This window comes from Psychromonas arctica (assembly GCF_036697365.1).
Lineage (GTDB): Bacteria > Pseudomonadota > Gammaproteobacteria > Enterobacterales > Psychromonadaceae > Psychromonas > Psychromonas arctica_A.
In genome coordinates this window covers 54,524-73,530 of record NZ_JBAHZA010000013.1, presented here as the reverse complement: position 1 = coordinate 73,530, position 19,007 = coordinate 54,524, and the positions used below count along the sequence as shown (strand labels likewise).

16 protein-coding genes are annotated in these 19,007 nt (G+C 36.3%); 4 read left to right on the top strand and 12 right to left on the bottom strand.

All coding sequences use genetic code 11. From position 1 onward, the window contains the following. Positions 1 to 74 precede the first annotated feature (74 nt). The 3 genes from V5290_RS13930 to V5290_RS13920 form a co-directional block, all read right to left on the bottom strand. Positions 75 to 2,129, bottom strand: coding sequence for an EAL domain-containing protein (locus V5290_RS13930; RefSeq protein WP_333386982.1), 2,055 nt, complete (start codon positions 2,127 to 2,129; stop codon positions 75 to 77). After that, a complete protein-coding gene (locus V5290_RS13925) occupies positions 2,126 to 2,599 on the bottom strand; it encodes a YfiR family protein (RefSeq protein ID WP_333386980.1) in 474 nt (157 codons plus the stop codon). Before V5290_RS13925 ends, V5290_RS13930 begins: the two co-directional genes overlap by 4 nt. A 79-nt stretch (positions 2,600 to 2,678) precedes the next feature. Beyond that, positions 2,679 to 4,691: a TonB-dependent receptor plug domain-containing protein gene (locus V5290_RS13920; RefSeq protein WP_333386977.1), complete on the bottom strand. Its 2,013-nt coding sequence runs from the start codon at positions 4,689 to 4,691 to the stop codon at positions 2,679 to 2,681. A 369-nt stretch (positions 4,692 to 5,060) separates the two neighbouring features. Here V5290_RS13920 and rdgC point away from each other — a divergent pair, with 369 nt between their 5' ends. From rdgC to V5290_RS13905, 3 genes are all read left to right on the top strand, one after another. Then, positions 5,061 to 5,969 (top strand): recombination-associated protein RdgC, encoded by a 909-nt coding sequence (gene rdgC, locus V5290_RS13915; protein ID WP_333386974.1) that lies wholly within the window; start codon positions 5,061 to 5,063, stop codon positions 5,967 to 5,969. A gap of 282 nt (positions 5,970 to 6,251) precedes the next feature. Further along, a complete protein-coding gene (locus tag V5290_RS13910; protein ID WP_333386972.1) occupies positions 6,252 to 6,668 on the top strand; it encodes a SulA-like leucine-rich domain-containing protein in 417 nt (138 codons plus the stop codon). Positions 6,669 to 7,325: 657 nt separating this feature from the next. Beyond that, positions 7,326 to 7,529, top strand: a complete 204-nt coding sequence (locus V5290_RS13905) for a YaeP family protein (RefSeq protein WP_333386969.1) — start codon at positions 7,326 to 7,328, stop codon at positions 7,527 to 7,529. Positions 7,530 to 7,630: 101 nt separating this feature from the next. Here V5290_RS13905 and serS read toward each other — a convergent pair whose 3' ends face one another. Genes serS through fadR form a run of 6 tightly spaced genes read right to left on the bottom strand, consistent with a single transcriptional unit; the run spans position 7,631 to position 14,590 of the window. Beyond that, a complete protein-coding gene (gene serS / locus V5290_RS13900; protein WP_333386966.1) occupies positions 7,631 to 8,917 on the bottom strand; it encodes a serine--tRNA ligase in 1,287 nt (428 codons plus the stop codon). Positions 8,918 to 8,925: 8 nt separating this feature from the next. Then, positions 8,926 to 9,312, bottom strand: coding sequence for a fluoride efflux transporter CrcB (gene crcB / locus V5290_RS13895; RefSeq protein WP_113819150.1), 387 nt, complete (start codon positions 9,310 to 9,312; stop codon positions 8,926 to 8,928). Positions 9,313 to 9,354: 42 nt separating this feature from the next. Further along, positions 9,355 to 10,683 (bottom strand): replication-associated recombination protein A, encoded by a 1,329-nt coding sequence (locus V5290_RS13890; protein WP_333386963.1) that lies wholly within the window; start codon positions 10,681 to 10,683, stop codon positions 9,355 to 9,357. Then, complete coding sequence (gene lolA / locus V5290_RS13885) at positions 10,683 to 11,297, bottom strand: outer membrane lipoprotein chaperone LolA (RefSeq protein WP_333386960.1); 615 nt, start codon at positions 11,295 to 11,297, stop codon at positions 10,683 to 10,685. The genes V5290_RS13890 and lolA overlap by 1 nt, the downstream gene beginning before the upstream one ends. Before the next feature lie 2 nt (positions 11,298 to 11,299). Next, positions 11,300 to 13,828 carry a DNA translocase FtsK gene (locus tag V5290_RS13880; protein ID WP_333386958.1) on the bottom strand — a complete coding sequence of 843 codons (2,529 nt, stop codon included), beginning with the start codon at positions 13,826 to 13,828 and terminating at the stop codon, positions 11,300 to 11,302. Positions 13,829 to 13,885: 57 nt separating this feature from the next. Then, on the bottom strand, positions 13,886 to 14,590 hold the full coding sequence (gene fadR, locus V5290_RS13875) for a fatty acid metabolism transcriptional regulator FadR (RefSeq protein ID WP_333386956.1): 705 nt from the start codon (positions 14,588 to 14,590) through the stop codon (positions 13,886 to 13,888). Positions 14,591 to 14,953: 363 nt separating this feature from the next. On the opposite strand from fadR, the gene dsbB reads away from it, so the two are divergent. Further along, on the top strand, positions 14,954 to 15,490 hold the full coding sequence (dsbB, locus tag V5290_RS13870) for a disulfide bond formation protein DsbB (RefSeq protein ID WP_333386953.1): 537 nt from the start codon (positions 14,954 to 14,956) through the stop codon (positions 15,488 to 15,490). Between the two features lie 52 nt (positions 15,491 to 15,542). Here dsbB and V5290_RS13865 read toward each other — a convergent pair whose 3' ends face one another. From V5290_RS13865 to zipA, 3 genes are all read right to left on the bottom strand, one after another. Continuing rightward, the gene (locus V5290_RS13865; RefSeq protein ID WP_333386951.1) at positions 15,543 to 15,803 is read right to left on the bottom strand and encodes a DUF5062 family protein; all 261 of its coding nucleotides are present in this window, start codon (positions 15,801 to 15,803) and stop codon (positions 15,543 to 15,545) included. Between the two features lie 60 nt (positions 15,804 to 15,863). Beyond that, positions 15,864 to 17,882, bottom strand: coding sequence for an NAD-dependent DNA ligase LigA (gene ligA, locus V5290_RS13860; RefSeq protein WP_333386947.1), 2,019 nt, complete (start codon positions 17,880 to 17,882; stop codon positions 15,864 to 15,866). Between the two features lie 86 nt (positions 17,883 to 17,968). After that, positions 17,969 to 18,847, bottom strand: coding sequence for a cell division protein ZipA (gene zipA, locus V5290_RS13855; RefSeq protein WP_333386945.1), 879 nt, complete (start codon positions 18,845 to 18,847; stop codon positions 17,969 to 17,971). Positions 18,848 to 19,007: the final 160 nt, after the last annotated feature.

The following is a 19,007-nucleotide window of genomic DNA, read 5'->3' as shown; positions in this document are numbered from 1 at the left end:
TTACATTTATATTACAACTGTATGCAAACTGTCATAAAAGTGTTATTTACTTAATTAAAGCAGATATTTATAGGTTATATCAAACTTAAGTCGATAGGTGAACTATGAATAAAATATTGTTTTTTAAAGGTTTCAATAGGGAGGGGTTTTGAAAACAAATAGCCTTGACCAAACTCACATCCGGCATTAGTTAGGATTTGCTTTTGTGCCGCGTTTTCTATTCCTTCTGCCACTACTTGAATATCTAAATGATGCGCCATCATAATAATTACTTGGCAAAGTTCACGGCTATTTTTTTCATTTTCTAATTCGTCAACGAATGACTTATCAATTTTTAGCACATCAACGTCCATCTTTTGTAAATAAGATAATGACGAGTACCCAACACCGAAGTCATCAATCGCGATCGCAATACCACGTTTTTTTAATTTGGTAAGCTGAGCACGAACTGAATCTTCACTTTCCATCAATAAATTTTCAGTAATTTCAATGATGATTGCATCACGTGGCAGACCTAATGCCTCTGTATATTTAAACCAATCCAATATCCATCGTCCATGACCTTTAAACTGCACCGGAGAAACATTAATACTAATTTGAAAATCGTCTGCTGCACCTAACTTTTTAAATTGAGCAAGATCACTAGCAGCGGTTCTAGCGACCCACTCCCCCATCTCTAATATTAACCCCACCTCTTCAGCTATCGCAATAAACTCATTCGGTGGAATGAGACCTCTCTCAGGGTGATTCCAACGAATCAATGCTTCTGCTTTGCACATTTTATTGGTTAAAAGGTTAACAATAGGCTGGTAATAAAGCTCAAAATGATCGTTTGCCAAACTATGACGAAGATCTTCAACTAATTGATGTTTTTGAATAACTGCATTGAGCATACTTTGTTCAAAAAAGTGATGGCTATTGCGTCCTGCTTCTTTCGATTTGTACATAGCAAGATCGGCATATTTAATTAAATTTTCCACACTCTGACCATCGATAGGAAATAATGCAATACCAATACTCGTTGTTACAAATACATGTTTACCTTCAATGAGAAAACCCTTTGTAAGCTCTTGATTAATTTTAGTCGCTAAGGCACTTAAAGCAGGCTTATCAATACAACCTTCCACTAAGATTAAAAATTCATCGCCGCCTAGGCGTGCTAAGGTTGAGCGCTTATCAAGAATTTTTGTAATACAGCAACTCACTTCAATAAGCAGTAAATCACCATAATCATGTCCCATGGTGTCGTTAATCTCTTTGAAACCATCTAAATCTAACCCTAATAAAGCAAATTCATGAGCTTCTGGTAAATTAGTTAAAGTAGATAGTTTATCCAAGATATAACGTCGATTTGGTAGACTTGATAAAGGATCACTGAAGGCCTGAGTGGTTAATTTATTATTAGCTGCCTCCAATGCATTTGTGCGTTGTTGGACAATCTCTTCCATTGAATTATCTCGTTGCTTAATCGTTTCTAGCATAGAGTTAAAACAATTTGCTAGATTACCAACTTCATCACTAGATAACACTTTAGAGCGTAAATTGTAGTTATTAGTCTTCGTTACCCTTTCAGCGACGCTGGCTAAATGGGTTAACGGATAGATAAGGCTTTTTCTTAAAAAGAGAGAAAGTAAAAAACTGAGCAGTAAAATTAAGGCTAAAATAGCCAAAACAAAGAAGCTGAAAAAAAGTAAACTTCGTTCGATAACTGAATAATCTGCACTAATGGTTAGTAAGCCATGTTTGACACCTTTCATCATTAATGGAGTTGAACTTACCATCAATTTATTAAAAATCTTTATTTGATTGTTTTTTTCAGTAGACACACCAACAAACTGCTCTCCATCCTTATCAAGGATCGCAGCACTCACAATATTACTTTGCCCTAATAATGACTCTAACTGTTCAGATGCACTCGCTTCGTCTTGGAATATCAAGGTAGCAGTCAGGTTAGGTGCAAGAATATTTGCAATTGAATTTAGTTTTGATTGCTCAGCTTTGGTGACAGCATTAAGTTCGTATACTGTAAACATGGCCGCGATAGTCATACTACTAAACAACGCAACCATCATTAAGATCATTAGTAATTTAGCATTTAATGACCCGCTTAGCGCTCGAGGTAAACTCATTCAGTCTCCTCAAAGACCCTACCTAAGCGTAGTACTTTAGAACTCATTTTTATACCGGACTTCCTTAATCTACTTGGTGAGACTTCAAACCTAACTTTACCACTAATTATAAAAAAATTAATATGGCCTCCAGTAGCTAAAAATCGGTCAAAATCACCCACTAGCATTAAGGGAGGCATCGCTTCATTTTTTAGTATTGTATGCCAAGTATCAGCATCTGCTTTTGATATAAATAGAGTATTACAATTTATCATATCTGGTTTATCACCTGTTAAGAGCACTAGTTCTACAGGTCGATTTTCAATTGAAAGCGCCTTTAATGTTTTAGTTGCCGTAACAATAAACTCATTATTAAAACTGCAAATATTATAACTTTTTTGTTCACTAGCATTAAACCATTTACCTTGTGAATAGCGAGCAAAGTTGTATATGAATCCAGATTTTATAGCATCCTCTCTTGAATTCGCCATAGTATTTCCTGACATAAGGAAAAGCAATAGCGATATCAATACAAGACGAATCTTACGTAATATCAGCATAACGTTATACCTAGAACTTTGCCGTTATTTGGGCTAAATAGCTAGGTTCAATATAGGTAACAATCGTATAGGCTTCACTACTATTCCCATATTCGATATGCTTCCCATATAATAAATTGTTACCTGATAATGAAAATGAGACTGTGTCATTAATCTGCCATCGCCAACTGACATCTAATACGGCATAATCTTTAGTATTGTAAGCTTCTCCATCTTCAACCCTGTATATCAATGATAAATGATGCTCTTCGGTTAAAGTAATATTCGCTTTAGCGATAAGTTGACGCATGTAAGCGTCATAACCAATTGCTTCTATTGTTCCTTCTGGTAGATCGTATTGGTAAGAAGTTAAGCTATAACCAATTTCAGTATTAAATTTACGGCTAGGTGTCCAATTTAATGTCGCTTCTCCGCCATAGGTTGTTAACTCGCCATCGGAAACAAAATTAAAAATGATGATATCACTGACTTCCGGGCTAATTACTAACACATCACGTGCTTTAGTATGGAACAGAGAAACATCAGCTCCCCAGTTATCGTTATTATATCGATACCCCAATTCTTTAGAGAATGACTTTTCTGCATCAATATCATTATTGCCTGCTATGTAACTTCGAGATGAAGATGAGTTAACACGTGCAATATTATTGTATTCAAGGAATGAAGGAACGCGTACTCCCTGAGAAACAGATCCCCAGATACTATGTTTATCATTAAGCGTCCATAAAAAGCGTGCAATAGGCTGATGCTCCCATCCAGTAAAACTATTTTTTTCAGAACGGTTACCTACAATTAATTTAAATGAGTCCGGTATAATATTGAATTGAGCTTGAATAAATCCACCAAAATGGTCGTAATGGTTAATATCACTGATGCTAGTAAAATAGTCATTATCATCAATAAATACATCACTATAACGATAGTTTACTCCCCAATCTAATTGAGTCTGTTTGATTAACGTATTCATTTGATAATCAATATCTGTGGTTAAAAATTTATCTCTGTAATAAGCTTGTTGGCCAGTTTGTGAGCTAAATGAAACCTGTAGCATTTGATTAGATTCAGGTGATATACGATGGTCTAAGCGTGTCATCAATTGTAAATAATCGAGGGAATATTGATCATAAACATTATTTGAATCCGTAGAATTGATATCAGCTAATCTTAGGTTCTGCCCCATATCAATATTGTTATACCAAACTTGTGCTAATAAGCTTAAATCATCACTAATATTAAAATCAACCCGGCCATTTAGCTTTAATTTTCTACCATTATCTTGTGCAGATAAGTTCTCTTCATTTCTACTACTTTTACTTGATGCATCACTTTGCTCAACACCTCCAGAAATCCTAAAGGAACTATAATTAGCTAAATCACCACCAACTCTAAAGTCAGCTTTATAATCTTGTTTTGTGCCTGTAGCTAATTGCGCTATATTATCTCGAGTATCTGCGGTATGTTTAGTAATAATATTAACAACACCATTCGTTGCATTACTTCCCCATAACAAGCCACCTTGACCGCGTATGACTTCTATACGTTCAATATCATACAATGGCACATTAATGGCTTCCCAATATACACCTGCAAAACCAGGGTTATAAATACTTTGGCCATCAATCATCACCAACAATTTACTAGAATGCCTTCCTGCAGTACTTCTAGAGGTAATAGCCCATTGATTATTATCTAATTTCCTTACTTGCATGCCTGGTACTAACGTTAACGCTTGAGCAACTGAAGTGACCCCTGATTGAATAATTTGACGATTAGTGAGTACATAGATAGAAGCGGCTGTGTCAGATTTATTTTGTAAGCGCTTCATGGCAGACGTCACTTGAATATCTGCTGCCATTAAACTATCAAAGTCCAAGCTCGGTAAATCATCAGCATCATTATATTCCTCCAACTCTGCATAAGCAGAACCGACAAAAAATACGCTACCAGATAATGCAAATAGCACCGTGTAAAAATATTGATAACGTTTCACACGCGACATAATGCTCACTTTAGTAATTTCCATATAAAAAATCCGTATCTTAAAAAATAACAACCATGACAATAAACAAACAAAATCAACTAGTTAGAGTTTATACTATGTTATTTTATTTTGTAATATATTTAGTTGCTCTGTGACATATTAATTATTACTCACTTTTAAATTTGGCCTAGTAGAGTACAAAAATAAAATTTAATGCTTCTCGTTTACCCAATAAAATGAAACTGATGTATTAGTATAGACATAAAGGCCATGAAAAAACCAAATTAATACATCGAAATGAGTAAATAATAATGAAATATTTATTACCTGATGAAAGCAAGTTTTGATGCTTGTTATAAAATCATTTACACTCGACTGCTATTTAACCTCTTACATATTAAGGTGCATTTCATGTTTTTTAAAAACCTTCAAGTTTATCGTTTTACTCGCCCTATGGAACAAGACGACAGCGCACTAGAAAGAAATCTAGAGGAATTTAAATTTAAGCCTTGTGGAAGCCAAGATATATCTAAACTAGGCTGGGTTTTTCCAATGGGAAAAAATGGCAGTATGTTCACACATATACATCAAAAACAAATTTTGATATGTCTTAAAAAAGAAGAAAAAATGTTACCTGCAGGGGTCATTAAAGATCAATTGAATGAACGTGTTGAAGCCATTGAGTTAGAACAAGGTCGAGCATTAAAGAAAAAAGAAAAAGACAGTTTGAAAGAAGATATTATTATGCAGCTGCTACCTCGCGCATTTAGCCGTACATCCCAAACTTACGCATGGATAGATAATGAAACCAACATGCTATACGTAGACTGTTCAAGCGCGCGTAAGGCAGAAGAGCTTATTTCACTATTACGTAAAACCTTAGGTAGCTTACCGGTTGTTCCTGTTCAATTACAAAATCAAACAGATGTGGTAATGACCGATTGGTTAGTTGAAGGCAATATCCCAGCAAACTTCCAATTAGAAGATGAAGCAGAGTTATGTTCAGCCTTAGAAGGTGGCGGTATCATTCGTTGTAAACAACAGGATCTGTTATCAGAAGAGATTAAAAAACATTTAGACTCAGACAAATTTGTAACCAAACTAGCGTTAAACTGGGCTGATAGTATTTCTTTTGTAATCGGAGAAGAGTTTGCATTAAAACGTCTAAAATTTTCTGATGTGTTACAAGAGCAAAATGAACATATCGAAGCTGATGACTATGCAGCGCGTTTCGATGCAGACTTTATTTTGATGACCGGAGAAATAAAACAGCTTGTTCCTTCTTTAGTGGACATTTTCGGCGGCGAACAGAACTTATAAAGGACTGTTTACCTCTTCATTATTAAACCTGCCCTTGTGCAGGTTTTTTTATATCAAATAAAAACTCACCTCTTCGCACTGTAAACATCCTTTAATTGTTATTACTTCCTTATTGAACTAACAAACCTACTTATAAAGCATTATGTATAAAAACATAGATATCTGCTGATTATTTAAACATTAAATACAAAAAATGAACAATTTAAGCAAAATTTGCTTGATCAATAATGAAAATAATAATACTGTTGTTACATACAGTGTTTATTTATACAGGTGAATCCAATGCTATCTAGATTAATGACGACATCACAAACGAATCCATTCATATTACAGAGTTATGAATCAACAACGCCAGTTTGTTCAAAACTAGTAAATGTCCATTATCAAGAAAATAATTACCAAAATTTATTAACACATATGCAAATGGGTGAAGATAAAGGTTGGATTCTATTTTTAGCACCACCAGGGAAACCCAATACACAATTTTTTCAAGCGGCAGGAATCGATAAAAGTCGAGTATTAATGATCGATTCAAGTAAAGTAGACGATCAACTAACTCTACTCTCAAATTTATTGAAAAGTAGTAATTACTGCACAGTAGTGACTTGGGTAAACGAATTAACAGAACAAACTCGTTCAATAATCGAAGAAGATGCACAACAAACCAACACAAGCTGTTTTATTTACTGTAATCAATAAACTAAGTTTATAGCTTAAAATTTTTCGTTAACAACACAGTAGAACACCTGCTTCGGTTTATTACTGAAATGGAATAATGAGCCATGATAGAAGAGTGTCGAGTAAGGCATTGAGTAAGGTAATTAAAAAGATATTTAGTATGAATAAACTTGATTAGAATCATTTATTGGTGAGTTACCTTGCTTATATTGATTCTATAGACAGCTTTATTGTTGTAAGATTTAGACACAGCAGAATCATTACACGAAAAGACTAAATCAAAATTTAGCTAATACTGATCACAGTAATTAATTGATCTTTTTTACTTGTTAAAATAACTTATTTTCATTGTAAGTTTCGTAAAGTTAGCCAATACTTACAATAAATTATATCTTAAGCTAAGTCATTTTTACGACACAAATTTAGAACACTTATTTAATGTAATTAACCTCAGTCCTAGTTAAGTTAAGGAAAACAATACATTATAAAAAATAAGAGAGTTAAATCATTTAATAGGCAATACCGCTAATTATACGTAGCTCAAGGCAAATTATTGAAGCAATAACCGATATTGTAAAATAGTTGAATGTATAAATCCGTGTCAATAGCAGTGTCGGCTCGCTTTCTTATCCAGTATTGAGGTTAACTAGTATAAATGTGTACTCATAAGGACCTACTATGTTCAAATACAGTGAAAAAACCAAAAACCTTATTAATCTAATTGGCAGTGGCGATACCGCTTATGTCCCTAAAGCAATCACTTGTGCAGTTAATACATTGGATGAGATAGCACAAAATACAAACTTACCTGAAAATATAAGAGAATCAGCTGCGTTTGCAGCGGCCAATTTAGTATTGAGTGACTATAACGATGATGATTAGCGAGTAATGCCAACCACGATAATTAACTGATCTTTATAAATAAAAACACTAAAAAGGAGCATTAAGCTCCTTTTCTATTGACTAATAAAACTCTTTAGTTTTTAACCAATATGCGTTAAGCCACCCATGTAGCTTTGCAACACAGCAGGTACTTCAATACGACCATCGGCACATTGATAGTTTTCTAAAATAGCTACTAATGTACGACCTACCGCTAAACCAGAACCATTTAGAGTATGCAGTAATTCAGGTTTTTTCGCACCGGCACGACGGAATCTTGCTTGTAAACGGCGCGCTTGGAAATCTCCCACATTAGAACATGAAGAGATTTCACGATAAGTATCTTGTGCTGGTAACCATACTTCTAAATCATAAGTCTTAGTTGCACTAAAGCCCATATCACCCGTACACAATACAACTTTACGGTAAGGTAGTTCCAAGTTTTTCAATACTTGCTCTGCATGACCCGTTAGCTCTTCTAATGCTTCGAAGCTTTTATCAGGGTGAACAAGTTGCACCATTTCTACTTTATCAAATTGATGCTGACGGATCAGGCCGCGCGTATCACGACCGTAAGACCCAGCTTCGCTACGGAAACAAGGAGTATGCGCCGTCATTTTAATCGGTAGATCTGATTCATCATAAATCACATCTCGACTCATATTTGTTAAAGGTACTTCAGCCGTTGGAATCAACGACATACCAATACCCTCTTCCGTTGCTGGATTAGTATTAAAAAGATCATCACCAAATTTTGGTAACTGGCCAGTACCGTATAAGCTATCTGCATTTACTAAATAAGGAACATACATTTCAGTATAACCATGCTCATTAGTGTGCAGATTAAGCATGTATTGTGCTAGTGAACGATGTAGTTTAGCAATTTGCCCTTGCATCACGATAAAACGAGAGCCAGAGATTTTGACTGCTGATTTAAAATCTAACCCCCCCAGTGCTTCACCTAATTCAACATGGTCTTTAACCGCAAAGTCGTATTTCTTAGGCGTGCCCCACGTTAATACTTCAACATTTTCACTTTCATCTTTACCAATAGGTGCTGATTCATGTGGTAAATTAGGTACTCTGTCAGAAATAGTTTTAATTTGCTCGCTTACAGCAGAAAACTCTTCTTTTGCTTTTTCTAACGCATCACTTAATTCATTCATCGCTTCACGTAATGGTTTAATATCTTCACCACGTTTTGCTGCTTGACCAATATCTTTAGAGCGAGTATTACGCTCAGATTGCAAGTTTTCAGTGCTGATTTGTAACGATTTTCTCTTTTCTTCTAATTCACCGAGTAATTTAATATCTAAATCAAAACCGCGCTTTTTTAATAACTCAGCAGTTTGCTCAATATCATTACGTAGAAACTTTGCGTCTAACATCTTATTCCCTAACTTTTCAAAACTAATAAAGTACCTAGATATGCTGCCAATAAGCATACCATCACATTTAATACCACATTCAACATCGCCTTCAATAACTCACCCTGCTGGATTAATAACAAGCTATCCATGGAGAATGAAGAAAATGTGGTTAATGCACCTAAAAAACCTACACCAATTAATGGCCACCAAGGTGAAGAGGAGATTGTTTCTTGTTGAACTAACTGATAAATACAGCCCATTATCAGCGAGCCAATCACATTGACCGTAAGTGTAGCAAAAGGAAAACCTTTTCCAAAGAGGCTAACCATACCAATACCAATTAAATAACGGAAAGTTGCACCAAATGCGCCACCAAAAGCAACAAAAGCAATATTCACCATAAGATTGTTCATTTTACATCCTCAAACACACAAAGCATCGCCAACTAACATTGATTAATAGCGTTTTTTATCACTTTGTTGGTCACTATTTTTTAAATAACGCAGTTTTTCTGCTATTTTGCTTTCTAAACCGCGCTCCACAGGGTGATAAAATTCCATTCCCGCTAATGCTTCCGGTAAATAGACTTCTCCAGCCGCAAAAGCCCCTGGTTCATCATGCGCATAACGATAACCTTCACCGTAATTTAAAGATTTCATTAATTCTGTTGGTGCATTTCGTAAATGAACTGGTACTTCTAAATCAGGATAAGCCTCAACGGCTTGCTTAGCTTGTGCAAATGCAGTGTAGACCGCATTACTTTTAGCTGCACAAGCACAATAAACCGCAGCTTGTGCAATTGCTCGTTCACCTTCTTTAGGTCCAATTCGAGTAAAACAATCCCAAGCAGACATAGCGACTTGCATCGCTCTTGGATCCGCGTTACCAATATCTTCAGAAGCAATTGCTAATAAACGTCTTGCCACATATAAAGGGTCGCAACCACCAGCAAGCATTCGTGCATACCAATATAAAGCTGCATTTGGATCTGAACCACGAACAGACTTATGAAAAGCAGAAATCAAATCATAAAAAAGATCGCCTTGTTTATCAAAGCTAACACCTTCTCGCCCTGCTATTTCCATTAATAAAGATACATCAATAACTAGTTTGTTATTATGTTGTTCGCCCATGTCACTTAATAATTCTAGATAATTTAATGCCTTTCGTGCATCCCCTTGCACTAGCTGAGCTAGTTTATCCAATACGCTTTCAGCAAATTCAATATTCTGCTCTGCTAAACCAATTGATGATTGACATGCTTGCATAATCACTTCAACTATTTCAGTTTCTGTTAGCTTTTTTAATAGATAAACACGAGCACGAGAAAGCAATGCATTATTAAGTTCAAAAGACGGGTTTTCAGTGGTTGCACCAATAAATAAAAAGGTTCCATCTTCGATATAAGGGAGGAAAGCATCTTGCTGGCTTTTATTAAAACGATGCACTTCATCGACAAATAATAAAGTACGGCGGCCTGCAACTTGGTTTTGTTTGGCAATATCAATAGCTGCACGAATCTCTTTAATTCCAGAGGTAACCGCTGATAAACGTTCAACATGCGCGTCACAATATTCAGCAATTAATTCCGCTAAAGTTGTTTTACCGGTACCAGGAGGTCCCCATAATATCATCGAGTGAGCATAGCCTGCTTCTAGTGCTTTACGCAGTGGTTTATCTTTTGCAATGAGGTGAGATTGACCAATATATTGATCAAAGTTTTTTGGCCGCATACGTGCAGCCAAAGGTTGAAATTGATTTTCGAAGGAGAACAGATCTTGCATTAGCGTTGATCGTCTATCTCAATACCAGCAGGTATATCAAACTCAAAAAAATCGTTAGCAAGATTAGTTACAGCCTTATTGTTACTTAGTGTAAAAGTACTGGTTTGGCCCTGTGCTTCTTTTACACTAAATTCGCTGATGTTATCTGTTTTATCAAATACAAAAGTAAATTGATTTGCATTTACTTTATTGTGGTTATTAGTGACAACAAATGTGTTATTTACTTTTTCAACATCAAAATTTGTCCATTCAGACGTATCTGCTCCTGATAATAAAGCGAATGGTGTGCCTGCTATTGCATCAGAAAAGTTCATAATAGTTACTTGTTCAATGAACGGACTGTATAGCCACATATCAAGCCCGTTCGAAACAATAAGTTCTTCATCTGGTGAAGTCACTTGCCAGCGGAAATTACCTGGACGAGCTATAGTTAGTTTACCTACACTTTGTTGAATTAAATCGCCTTGCGCACTAACTACCTCTTGTGAAAAATCAGCTTGCATAGTACTTACTTTAGCCAACTTTTGTTGTAATAACTCACTATCAGTATCCGCATGTGCCGCAGAAAAGGTACAAAACCATAAAGTTAGGGCGATAATTAATTTGTTTTTCATTTTTAATCCTTAACGGGTGGTGGAGCTAATACATCACGATTACTATTAGCACCAGAAGGTGCGCTAATCACACCTTGAGCTTGTAATTGATCAACTAAACGCGCTGAACGGTTATAACCGATGCGGAATTTACGTTGAATACTAGAGATAGAGACTTTTCTAGTTTCAGTAATAAAGGCAACGACTTCATCAAATAGTGCATCTATTTCCTCTTCACCTTCAGACTGCTCCCCCGGTAACAACATATCTAAATCTGCATCGCCAGCTAAAATTTCTTGAATATAATTTGGTTGGCCACGTTTCTTCCAATCCGCAACCACTTTATGTACTTCATGATCATCAACAAAGGCACCATGTACACGAGTCGGCATACCTGATCCTGGTGGCATGTACAACATATCACCATGGCCTAATAATGTTTCCGCACCTTGTTGGCCAAGAATAGTACGGGAGTCAATTTTACTCGATACTTGGAAAGCAATACGTGTTGGAATATTTGCTTTAATTAAACCTGTAATAACATCCACAGATGGTCGTTGTGTAGCAAGAATAAGGTGAATACCCGCCGCACGTGCTTTTTGTGCAATACGTGTAATTAACTCCTCACACTTCTTACCTACAATCATCATCATGTCAGCAAATTCATCAACCACAACTACGATTGTTGGCAGTTTTTCTAACTCTGGTGCACTTTCAGCCATGCTATCACCTGGCTTCCATAGTGGATCATAAATAGGTTCTCCGGCCGCTTTGGCTTTTTTAATGGCTGAGTTATAACCCGCTAAGTTTCGGACACCAATTTCAGCTAATAGTTTATAACGACGTTCCATCTCACCAACACACCAACGTAAAGCGTTAGCTGCATCTTTCATATCGGTTACAACTTCGGTGAGTAGATGAGGGATACCTTCATAAACATTTAATTCCAACATTTTAGGGTCGATTAAGATCATGCGTAAATCTTCTGGAGAGGATTTATACAATAAACTAACAAGCATACAGTTCACACCAACAGACTTACCTGAACCGGTTGTACCCGCCACTAATAAATGTGGCATTTTGGCTAAATCAACAACCACAGGAGAACCTGAAATATCAGCCCCCAATACCATGGTTAGAGCAGACTTATTCTCATGAAACTTTGTACAATCCAATACTTCCGAGATGTACACTATCTCACGATGTCGGTTTGGTAGCTCCAATGCAATTACTGACTTACCTGGGATTTGGTCAACAACACGTACACTCATTGCAGATAAAGCACGCGCTAAATCTTTTTCTAAGCTGCTAACGGTACTAACTTTCATACCTGGCGCTAAATCTAATTCGAAACGAGTAATAACTGGTCCAGGTAAAACGTTAACCACATCTGCTTTTATTTTAAATTCAAGTAGCTTTGATTCAACTAAACGAGCTGCATTGTCCAACTCTTGTTGAGAAACTGGATTTTCTTTTTTGTCAGGTCTATCCAACAGGTCAATGCTAGGCAGAGGTGCAATATTTGTTTCAGCGACAAACCTTTCTGCAGGTCGAGCATGCTCAGGTAAGTGTGAGAAGTCAGTTTTAGCTTGTTTCTTTACCACTGGTGGTTCTTCTACTTCGAGCTGTGCTTCATCAGTTTCAGCTTGCCATTCAATATTATCGATATTTAGTTCAGGTAACTGCTCTTCTTGTTGGTCAATAAAGTTTGTTCCAAGGAAAGCGTCATCAGGTTGATTATCTTGCTCAAATGAATGACTGAAGTCGATCTCTTCATCTTGTTCATCCACTTCAATTTGTGATTCTTTCTCGGCTATTTTAGCCAGTCTTTTATTTTCTTTTTCTGTTTGCTTTTGTTGCTTTTTCTCTAATTTATCTTGTAAAGATTGCTGTTTCTCGAATAAACGTTGGTCTTCACCAGTTTCTCGCTTTTCTTTCATTTCGTTCAACGTAGCAGGCAAATTACCTAGCCAAGCAATAAAATTAAGTGTGTATTCACCTATTCCATCAATTAAACGTATCCAAGAAAAGCCAAATAAAAGAGTGGTACCAGAAATTAAAAAAGTTAGTAAGATAAGATTAACTGCAACCAAGCTAAAAAAGCCCAGCATACTTTGTGCTAATATATCGCCAACTAAACCACCCGAAGGATAATAAAAATAATCACTGACATTAAGCGCAATCAGAGCACTCAAGCTAAAGAATGTGAAAATGAAACCGACAATTCGTAAACTGAGATTTAAAAAATCTACATCCAAACTAAATGATGGTTTCCATAAAATAGCCCAAGCGAATGAAACAATAATCACGGGGATTAAATAGGCCATAAAACCGAACCCAAAAAATAGGATATCCGCAATCCACGCCCCTACTCGACCGCCTGAATTTTGAATTTCTGCCACCCACTGTTGCTGAGACCAGCTTGGATCAACAGGAGAAAAAGTGAATAGGGATAAAGTAATAAAGATGGCAACGAAGGCACTAATGATAATGCCCACTTCCAGTAATTTTTGCACCCCTGATAGGTGATTTAATAATTTGCGATTTGACAAGAAAATAACCCTAAATATAAAAATTGCCCTAAGGCATGGTAAAAAACGAAAATATAATTAATCTAAAAAGTCATCGGGTAATTGATCGCGTAAACGTAGCCAAATTTTACCACTCGCAAAAGCTGTTTCTCGCACTATTTGCATGATTTGTTGGCCGTTCCCTTCTTCAAATACTCTTTTAATATCCGCATAAAATGATAATGCAATGAGTTTAGCTTCGCTGTTCGAAAAATAGAACATTCCAACCTTACGATAAAGATCTTGTAAGCCGTTAAGAATCAATACATAAATCATATTGTTTGATGATACCGCTACATGATGATAGAAACGGTAATCGAACTCAGTAAATGCTTCACTACTAGCATCAACAGAAGGCACCTCTTTTAAAAACTCAATAATGCTTTTACTGTTATGTTTTGCAGCCATGCGCAAAATGATCGTACTGATGTTTGTTCTTACTGACATGAGTTGGTCAATAAAATCGCCACGACGTTCCTTATCTAAACGAGTAATTGTGCTTAATACATTTAAACCAGAGGTTTCCCAGAAATCATTTACCTTAGTAGCCTTACCATGACGAATGGTTATCCAGCCTTCTTTAGATAAACGCTGCAGTACTTCACGTAAAGTTGTTCTAGTTACACCAATTTTATCTGCTAATAATCGTTCAGCGGGTAACTCGGAATGAATCGGTATACTACCATTCCAAATAGACTCTATTAGATATTGCTCTGCTACGTCGGCAGGCCCTTTAACTTTCATTATCATTGTTATTTTGATTTTCCAATATAATATAACCGCATCTTAACATATTCATTTGACTCTATGATGACTGTTTGAAAAAACAGTAGCAATAACCGACTGTAATTCGACATAAAGATGAGAGTTTCTCATGCTTAGTACCATAAATATGCATATTAGTTCATCTATTATAGAGATATAATAGATTGATTTTAAATGAAATTAATTTTTCATTCGGTCTGCTTTAGATCAAATGCTTAATTTTAATAAAGATAACAACTCGCCTATATTATCTAAATTTAAACTCAACGCCTTCTATTTATGTTGAATTTTTATGAAATACGAGGTTATATACGTCCTGAAATATTCTATTAGGAGAACCCCTTGATTTCAAACCCTTCTCAAAGCAAGTTAAAATACCTTTCTCAACAACGATGGCCTTGGCTATTATTAGCAGCTAGTGCACTAATAATGGAGTTAACAGCTTTGTTCTTTCAACATGTTATGCACCTTGAACCTTGTGTGATGTGTATTTATGAACGGTTAACTATGTTAGCGATTGTTGCAGCTGGATTATTAGGAGCAATTGCTCCTAATAATATTTTTATTCGATTAAGTGCTTTTGCTGTTTGGGCATTGGGTTCTGTGTGGGGCTTATTACTCGCAATAGAACATACTGATTATCAAATGAACCCATCACCTTTTGCAACTTGTGATTTTTACCCTAATTTTCCTGAATGGTTACCTTTGCATGAAATGCTTCCATGGCTATTTAACCCTACTGGTTACTGCTCAGATATTGTTTGGACTTTCCTGGGTTATTCAATGCCTCAATGGTTGATCGTTAGCTTTGCAATTTACCTTTGTATCTTTATTGTAGTTGCACTAGCAGCTATCCTACCAAGTAAAAAATCAGCATAGAATCAATCCTCAATGGTGAACAAACCACTGTTTGCTCACCATTATTTAAGGACTATTTAAGTAAAGAATGGTCTTCTGGTAAGTTCTTCATGATCCAAGTAACCAGCTTATGGCGGATGTTTGCCGTATTTTCATCGGCTACATTGAGTGGATTAATCAATTTATCCTGTACCAATAAACGATAGATACACTCTTGTTTGTCTTTAGCTGAAGTTGTACTGTCGATTCCAACATAACCTCGTTTTAAAGCGTAGGCTGTACCTAATTTTGTGGCATGTTGCAGTAACTGTGATTCATTCTTAATTTTTTTCATTCACTCACCTTATCCATCTTAACCAACATAATTGTAATTTATTCAGTAGATTAAACAGCATTACTTACCTAATAAGGCTAGTACAGCTTGTTCATCTAAAATTTCGATGCCTAGTTCAGTCGCCTTGGTCAGTTTCGAACCAGCGGCTTCGCCTGCAACTAGTGTATTGGTTTTTTTAGACACACTACCAGCTACTTTAGCACCTAAAGCTTGCAAAGCAGCTTTTATATCATTACGCGACATTGCAGTAAAACTACCCGTTATTACAAAGGTTTTATCTAACAATGGCAGGTCACTTTCATCTTTAACCTCTATTGCGGGCCAATGTATACCAGCATCTACAAGTTGTGTGATCACTTCTAAATTGTGGTCTTGACGCAAAAAGTAATACAGATGTTTAGCAACTATTTCACCAACATCACTAACACTTTTAAATGACTCAATGCCTGCTTCTTTTATTGCCTCTAATGTTTTGAAGTGCTGTGCTAGATTCGCTGCGGTTGCTTCACCTACTTCACGAATTCCTAAAGAATATAAGAAGCGAGCTAGGGTGGTCTTTTTACTTATTTGCAAGCTATTAACTAACTTTTTAGCCGATGTTTCTCCCATCCTTGGTAAACTAGCCAACTGCTGCACCGTTAATGAAAAGAGCTGTGCAGGGTCTTTTATCATCTTATGGTCAACTAACAGATCCACTAATTTATCACCTAAGCCATCAATATCTAATGCTTTACGTGAAGCAAAATGTTTAATTGCTTGTTTACGCTGTGCTTCACAGTACAAACCACCAGTACAACGGGTAACGGCTTCTCCTTCAATACGCTCAACGTCACTGTCACATACAGGGCAAGTCTCAGGGAAAACAATAGCACGTGTTTTTTCTGTATCACGTTGCTCCATCACAACCCGTGCAACTTGTGGAATAACGTCGCCAGCACGTCGAACAACAACCACGTCACCAATTAAGATCCCTAAACGTTCAATTTCATCTTTATTGTGTAAAGTTGCATTAGATACCGTCACACCGCCAACAAATACTGGTTTTAATTTAGCAACAGGTGTGATCGCTCCGGTTCTGCCTACCTGGAATTCAACATTATCGACAACAGTTACTGCTTCTTCTGCCGGGAATTTATAAGCGGTTGCCCAACGAGGAGCACGAGCTACAAAACCCATTTTTTGTTGTAATCCAATATCATCAACTTTATAAACAACACCATCTATTTCATAAGCTAATGCCGCTCTTTTCTCTGCAATATTGTCGTAAAACTCATGGCATCCTTGTTCACCAATCACTCGTTTCACTTCACTTGAAACTGGTAATCCCCATTGTTTTAACTGTTGAATACGGTCATATTGACTGTTAGGTAACTCCCCTTCGAAAATCCCTACTGAGTAACAATAAAAGGCTAATGGTCGTATTGCAGCAATTTTTGAGTCGAGCTGACGTAAACTACCCGCAGCGGCATTACGAGGATTAACAAATGGTTTTTCACCTGCATCGATTAATTTTTTATTAAGCTTTTCAAAACCCGCTTTCAACATAAAGACTTCGCCACGTACTTCCAAACGAGTAGGGATATTCTCTCCGCGTAGCTTTAGTGGTAAATTGCCAATGGTTTTAACATTTTCAGTGACATTTTCCCCTGTTAAACCATCACCACGTGTTGCAGCTTGCACCAGTACACCATTTTCATAAATAATACTGGCAGCTAACCCATCTAGCTTAGGCTCAATACAAAAAGCAGTTTCAGCTAAATTGGATTTATCCATTACACGTTGCATAAAATCGTTCAAAGAATCGCTATCGAAAACATTATCTAAACTTAACATAGGTAATTCATGCGTTACTTGCTCAAATTTAGAAAGCGCCGCTCCCCCAACTTTCTGAGTAGGTGAATTCGCGGATAATAAATTTGGGTAATCTGTTTCTAGTTGCTTTAATTCATGGAATACACGGTCATACTCAGCATCCGGAACAGATGGTGCATCTTGCACATAATATTGATAGTTATACTCTTCTAATAAAGTACTTAATTCTTTTATTTTTTGTTCTGCAACTTGTATCTTACTACTCATGGATCTTTGCTCTTTTATATTTTTGCCAATAAAAAAACCTCGTAAAACGAGGCTTTCTTAGGAGAGGTTTCTCGCTAATTCAGCGATTACGTATATTTTTCTAAACGGGCACGATATTCCATAAACTGCTCAGCAGTGAATTTCTCTCGTTTCTCGTTTAATACTTCACAATCGAACTCTTCTGCGACTTGCTCTACCGCTCTCAACATCATATCAAAAGATTTGTTGACGCTGATATTTTTATTAGGCGCCGTAAAAAAGAAAGAAATACCTTGAGAGTTAAACTGTTCCATACAATCGATATCAAAAGTACCTGGTGCCATCATATTCGCGATACTAAATAAAATTTCGCCGGTGCCATCTGAATGTTCATGACGATGGAAAATGTTCATTTCACCATAACGGAAACCTGATGTTAGAAAGAACTGCAATAACTCATGTCCGCCTAGGCGCTCACCACTTTTAGCCGCAACATTAAAAATAAACAAATCAGTTTCTTCTGTTATAGGTTTAACTTTTTTAGTTTCAACATTGATAGTTTCTGGCTCATCTAGTGAATCAATCATATCAATGTGTTGTTGAATTGGTAAATCATCCAAAGTTGAAAGTACAACTCGTTCACTTTTAACTTCCGGGTGAGATGGCTGAGCTGAATTAGTTAACTCATCGGCTTTTTTAACATTAAACTGGTGAGCATCAGGCTCTGCACGATGATCATTCTCATCACTGCTAAAAGCAACAGAATCGAAATCTCGATTTAGTTTGTTTGTAACAGGTGATTGGACCGTAATAACTTCTTCTTCACCAGCCTCTTCAAGCGCTAAGGCCTCTAACTCATCTAATTGAGCTTGTTGTTCAGCTTTTAACGCTTGTTTATTTTTTCTATTTAACAAAAAACCGTGAATTAATACGCCGGCGATAGCCAAAATACCAATAACGATAAGAATAGATTGAAAGTGCTGCATTATTGATTCTCTTGATTCATTATAGATAACTTTATGACTGTTAAATTACCCTGTATCGTACTGCACGTCTATCATTTGCCCCTAATTTTTTACAAAACTTAGGTACAATGGGTAAAACAATCGATTTATTAGCTGATATTTACTCACTAAAAGGTAATAT

Coding starts and splice junctions, on each gene's coding strand:
- V5290_RS13930 (WP_333386982.1), bottom strand. CDS start 2,129: ATGAGTTTACCTCGAGCGCTAAGCGGGTCATTAAATGCTAAATTACTA.
- V5290_RS13925 (WP_333386980.1), bottom strand. CDS start 2,599: ATGGCGAATTCAAGAGAGGATGCTATAAAATCTGGATTCATATACAAC.
- V5290_RS13920 (WP_333386977.1), bottom strand. CDS start 4,691: ATGGAAATTACTAAAGTGAGCATTATGTCGCGTGTGAAACGTTATCAA.
- rdgC (WP_333386974.1), top strand. CDS start 5,061: ATGTTTTTTAAAAACCTTCAAGTTTATCGTTTTACTCGCCCTATGGAA.
- V5290_RS13910 (WP_333386972.1), top strand. CDS start 6,252: ATGCTATCTAGATTAATGACGACATCACAAACGAATCCATTCATATTA.
- V5290_RS13905 (WP_333386969.1), top strand. CDS start 7,326: ATGTTCAAATACAGTGAAAAAACCAAAAACCTTATTAATCTAATTGGC.
- serS (WP_333386966.1), bottom strand. CDS start 8,917: ATGTTAGACGCAAAGTTTCTACGTAATGATATTGAGCAAACTGCTGAG.
- crcB (WP_113819150.1), bottom strand. CDS start 9,312: ATGAACAATCTTATGGTGAATATTGCTTTTGTTGCTTTTGGTGGCGCA.
- V5290_RS13890 (WP_333386963.1), bottom strand. CDS start 10,683: ATGCAAGATCTGTTCTCCTTCGAAAATCAATTTCAACCTTTGGCTGCA.
- lolA (WP_333386960.1), bottom strand. CDS start 11,297: ATGAAAAACAAATTAATTATCGCCCTAACTTTATGGTTTTGTACCTTT.
- fadR (WP_333386956.1), bottom strand. CDS start 14,590: ATGAAAGTTAAAGGGCCTGCCGACGTAGCAGAGCAATATCTAATAGAG.
- V5290_RS13865 (WP_333386951.1), bottom strand. CDS start 15,803: ATGAAAAAAATTAAGAATGAATCACAGTTACTGCAACATGCCACAAAA.
- ligA (WP_333386947.1), bottom strand. CDS start 17,882: ATGAGTAGTAAGATACAAGTTGCAGAACAAAAAATAAAAGAATTAAGT.
- zipA (WP_333386945.1), bottom strand. CDS start 18,847: ATGCAGCACTTTCAATCTATTCTTATCGTTATTGGTATTTTGGCTATC.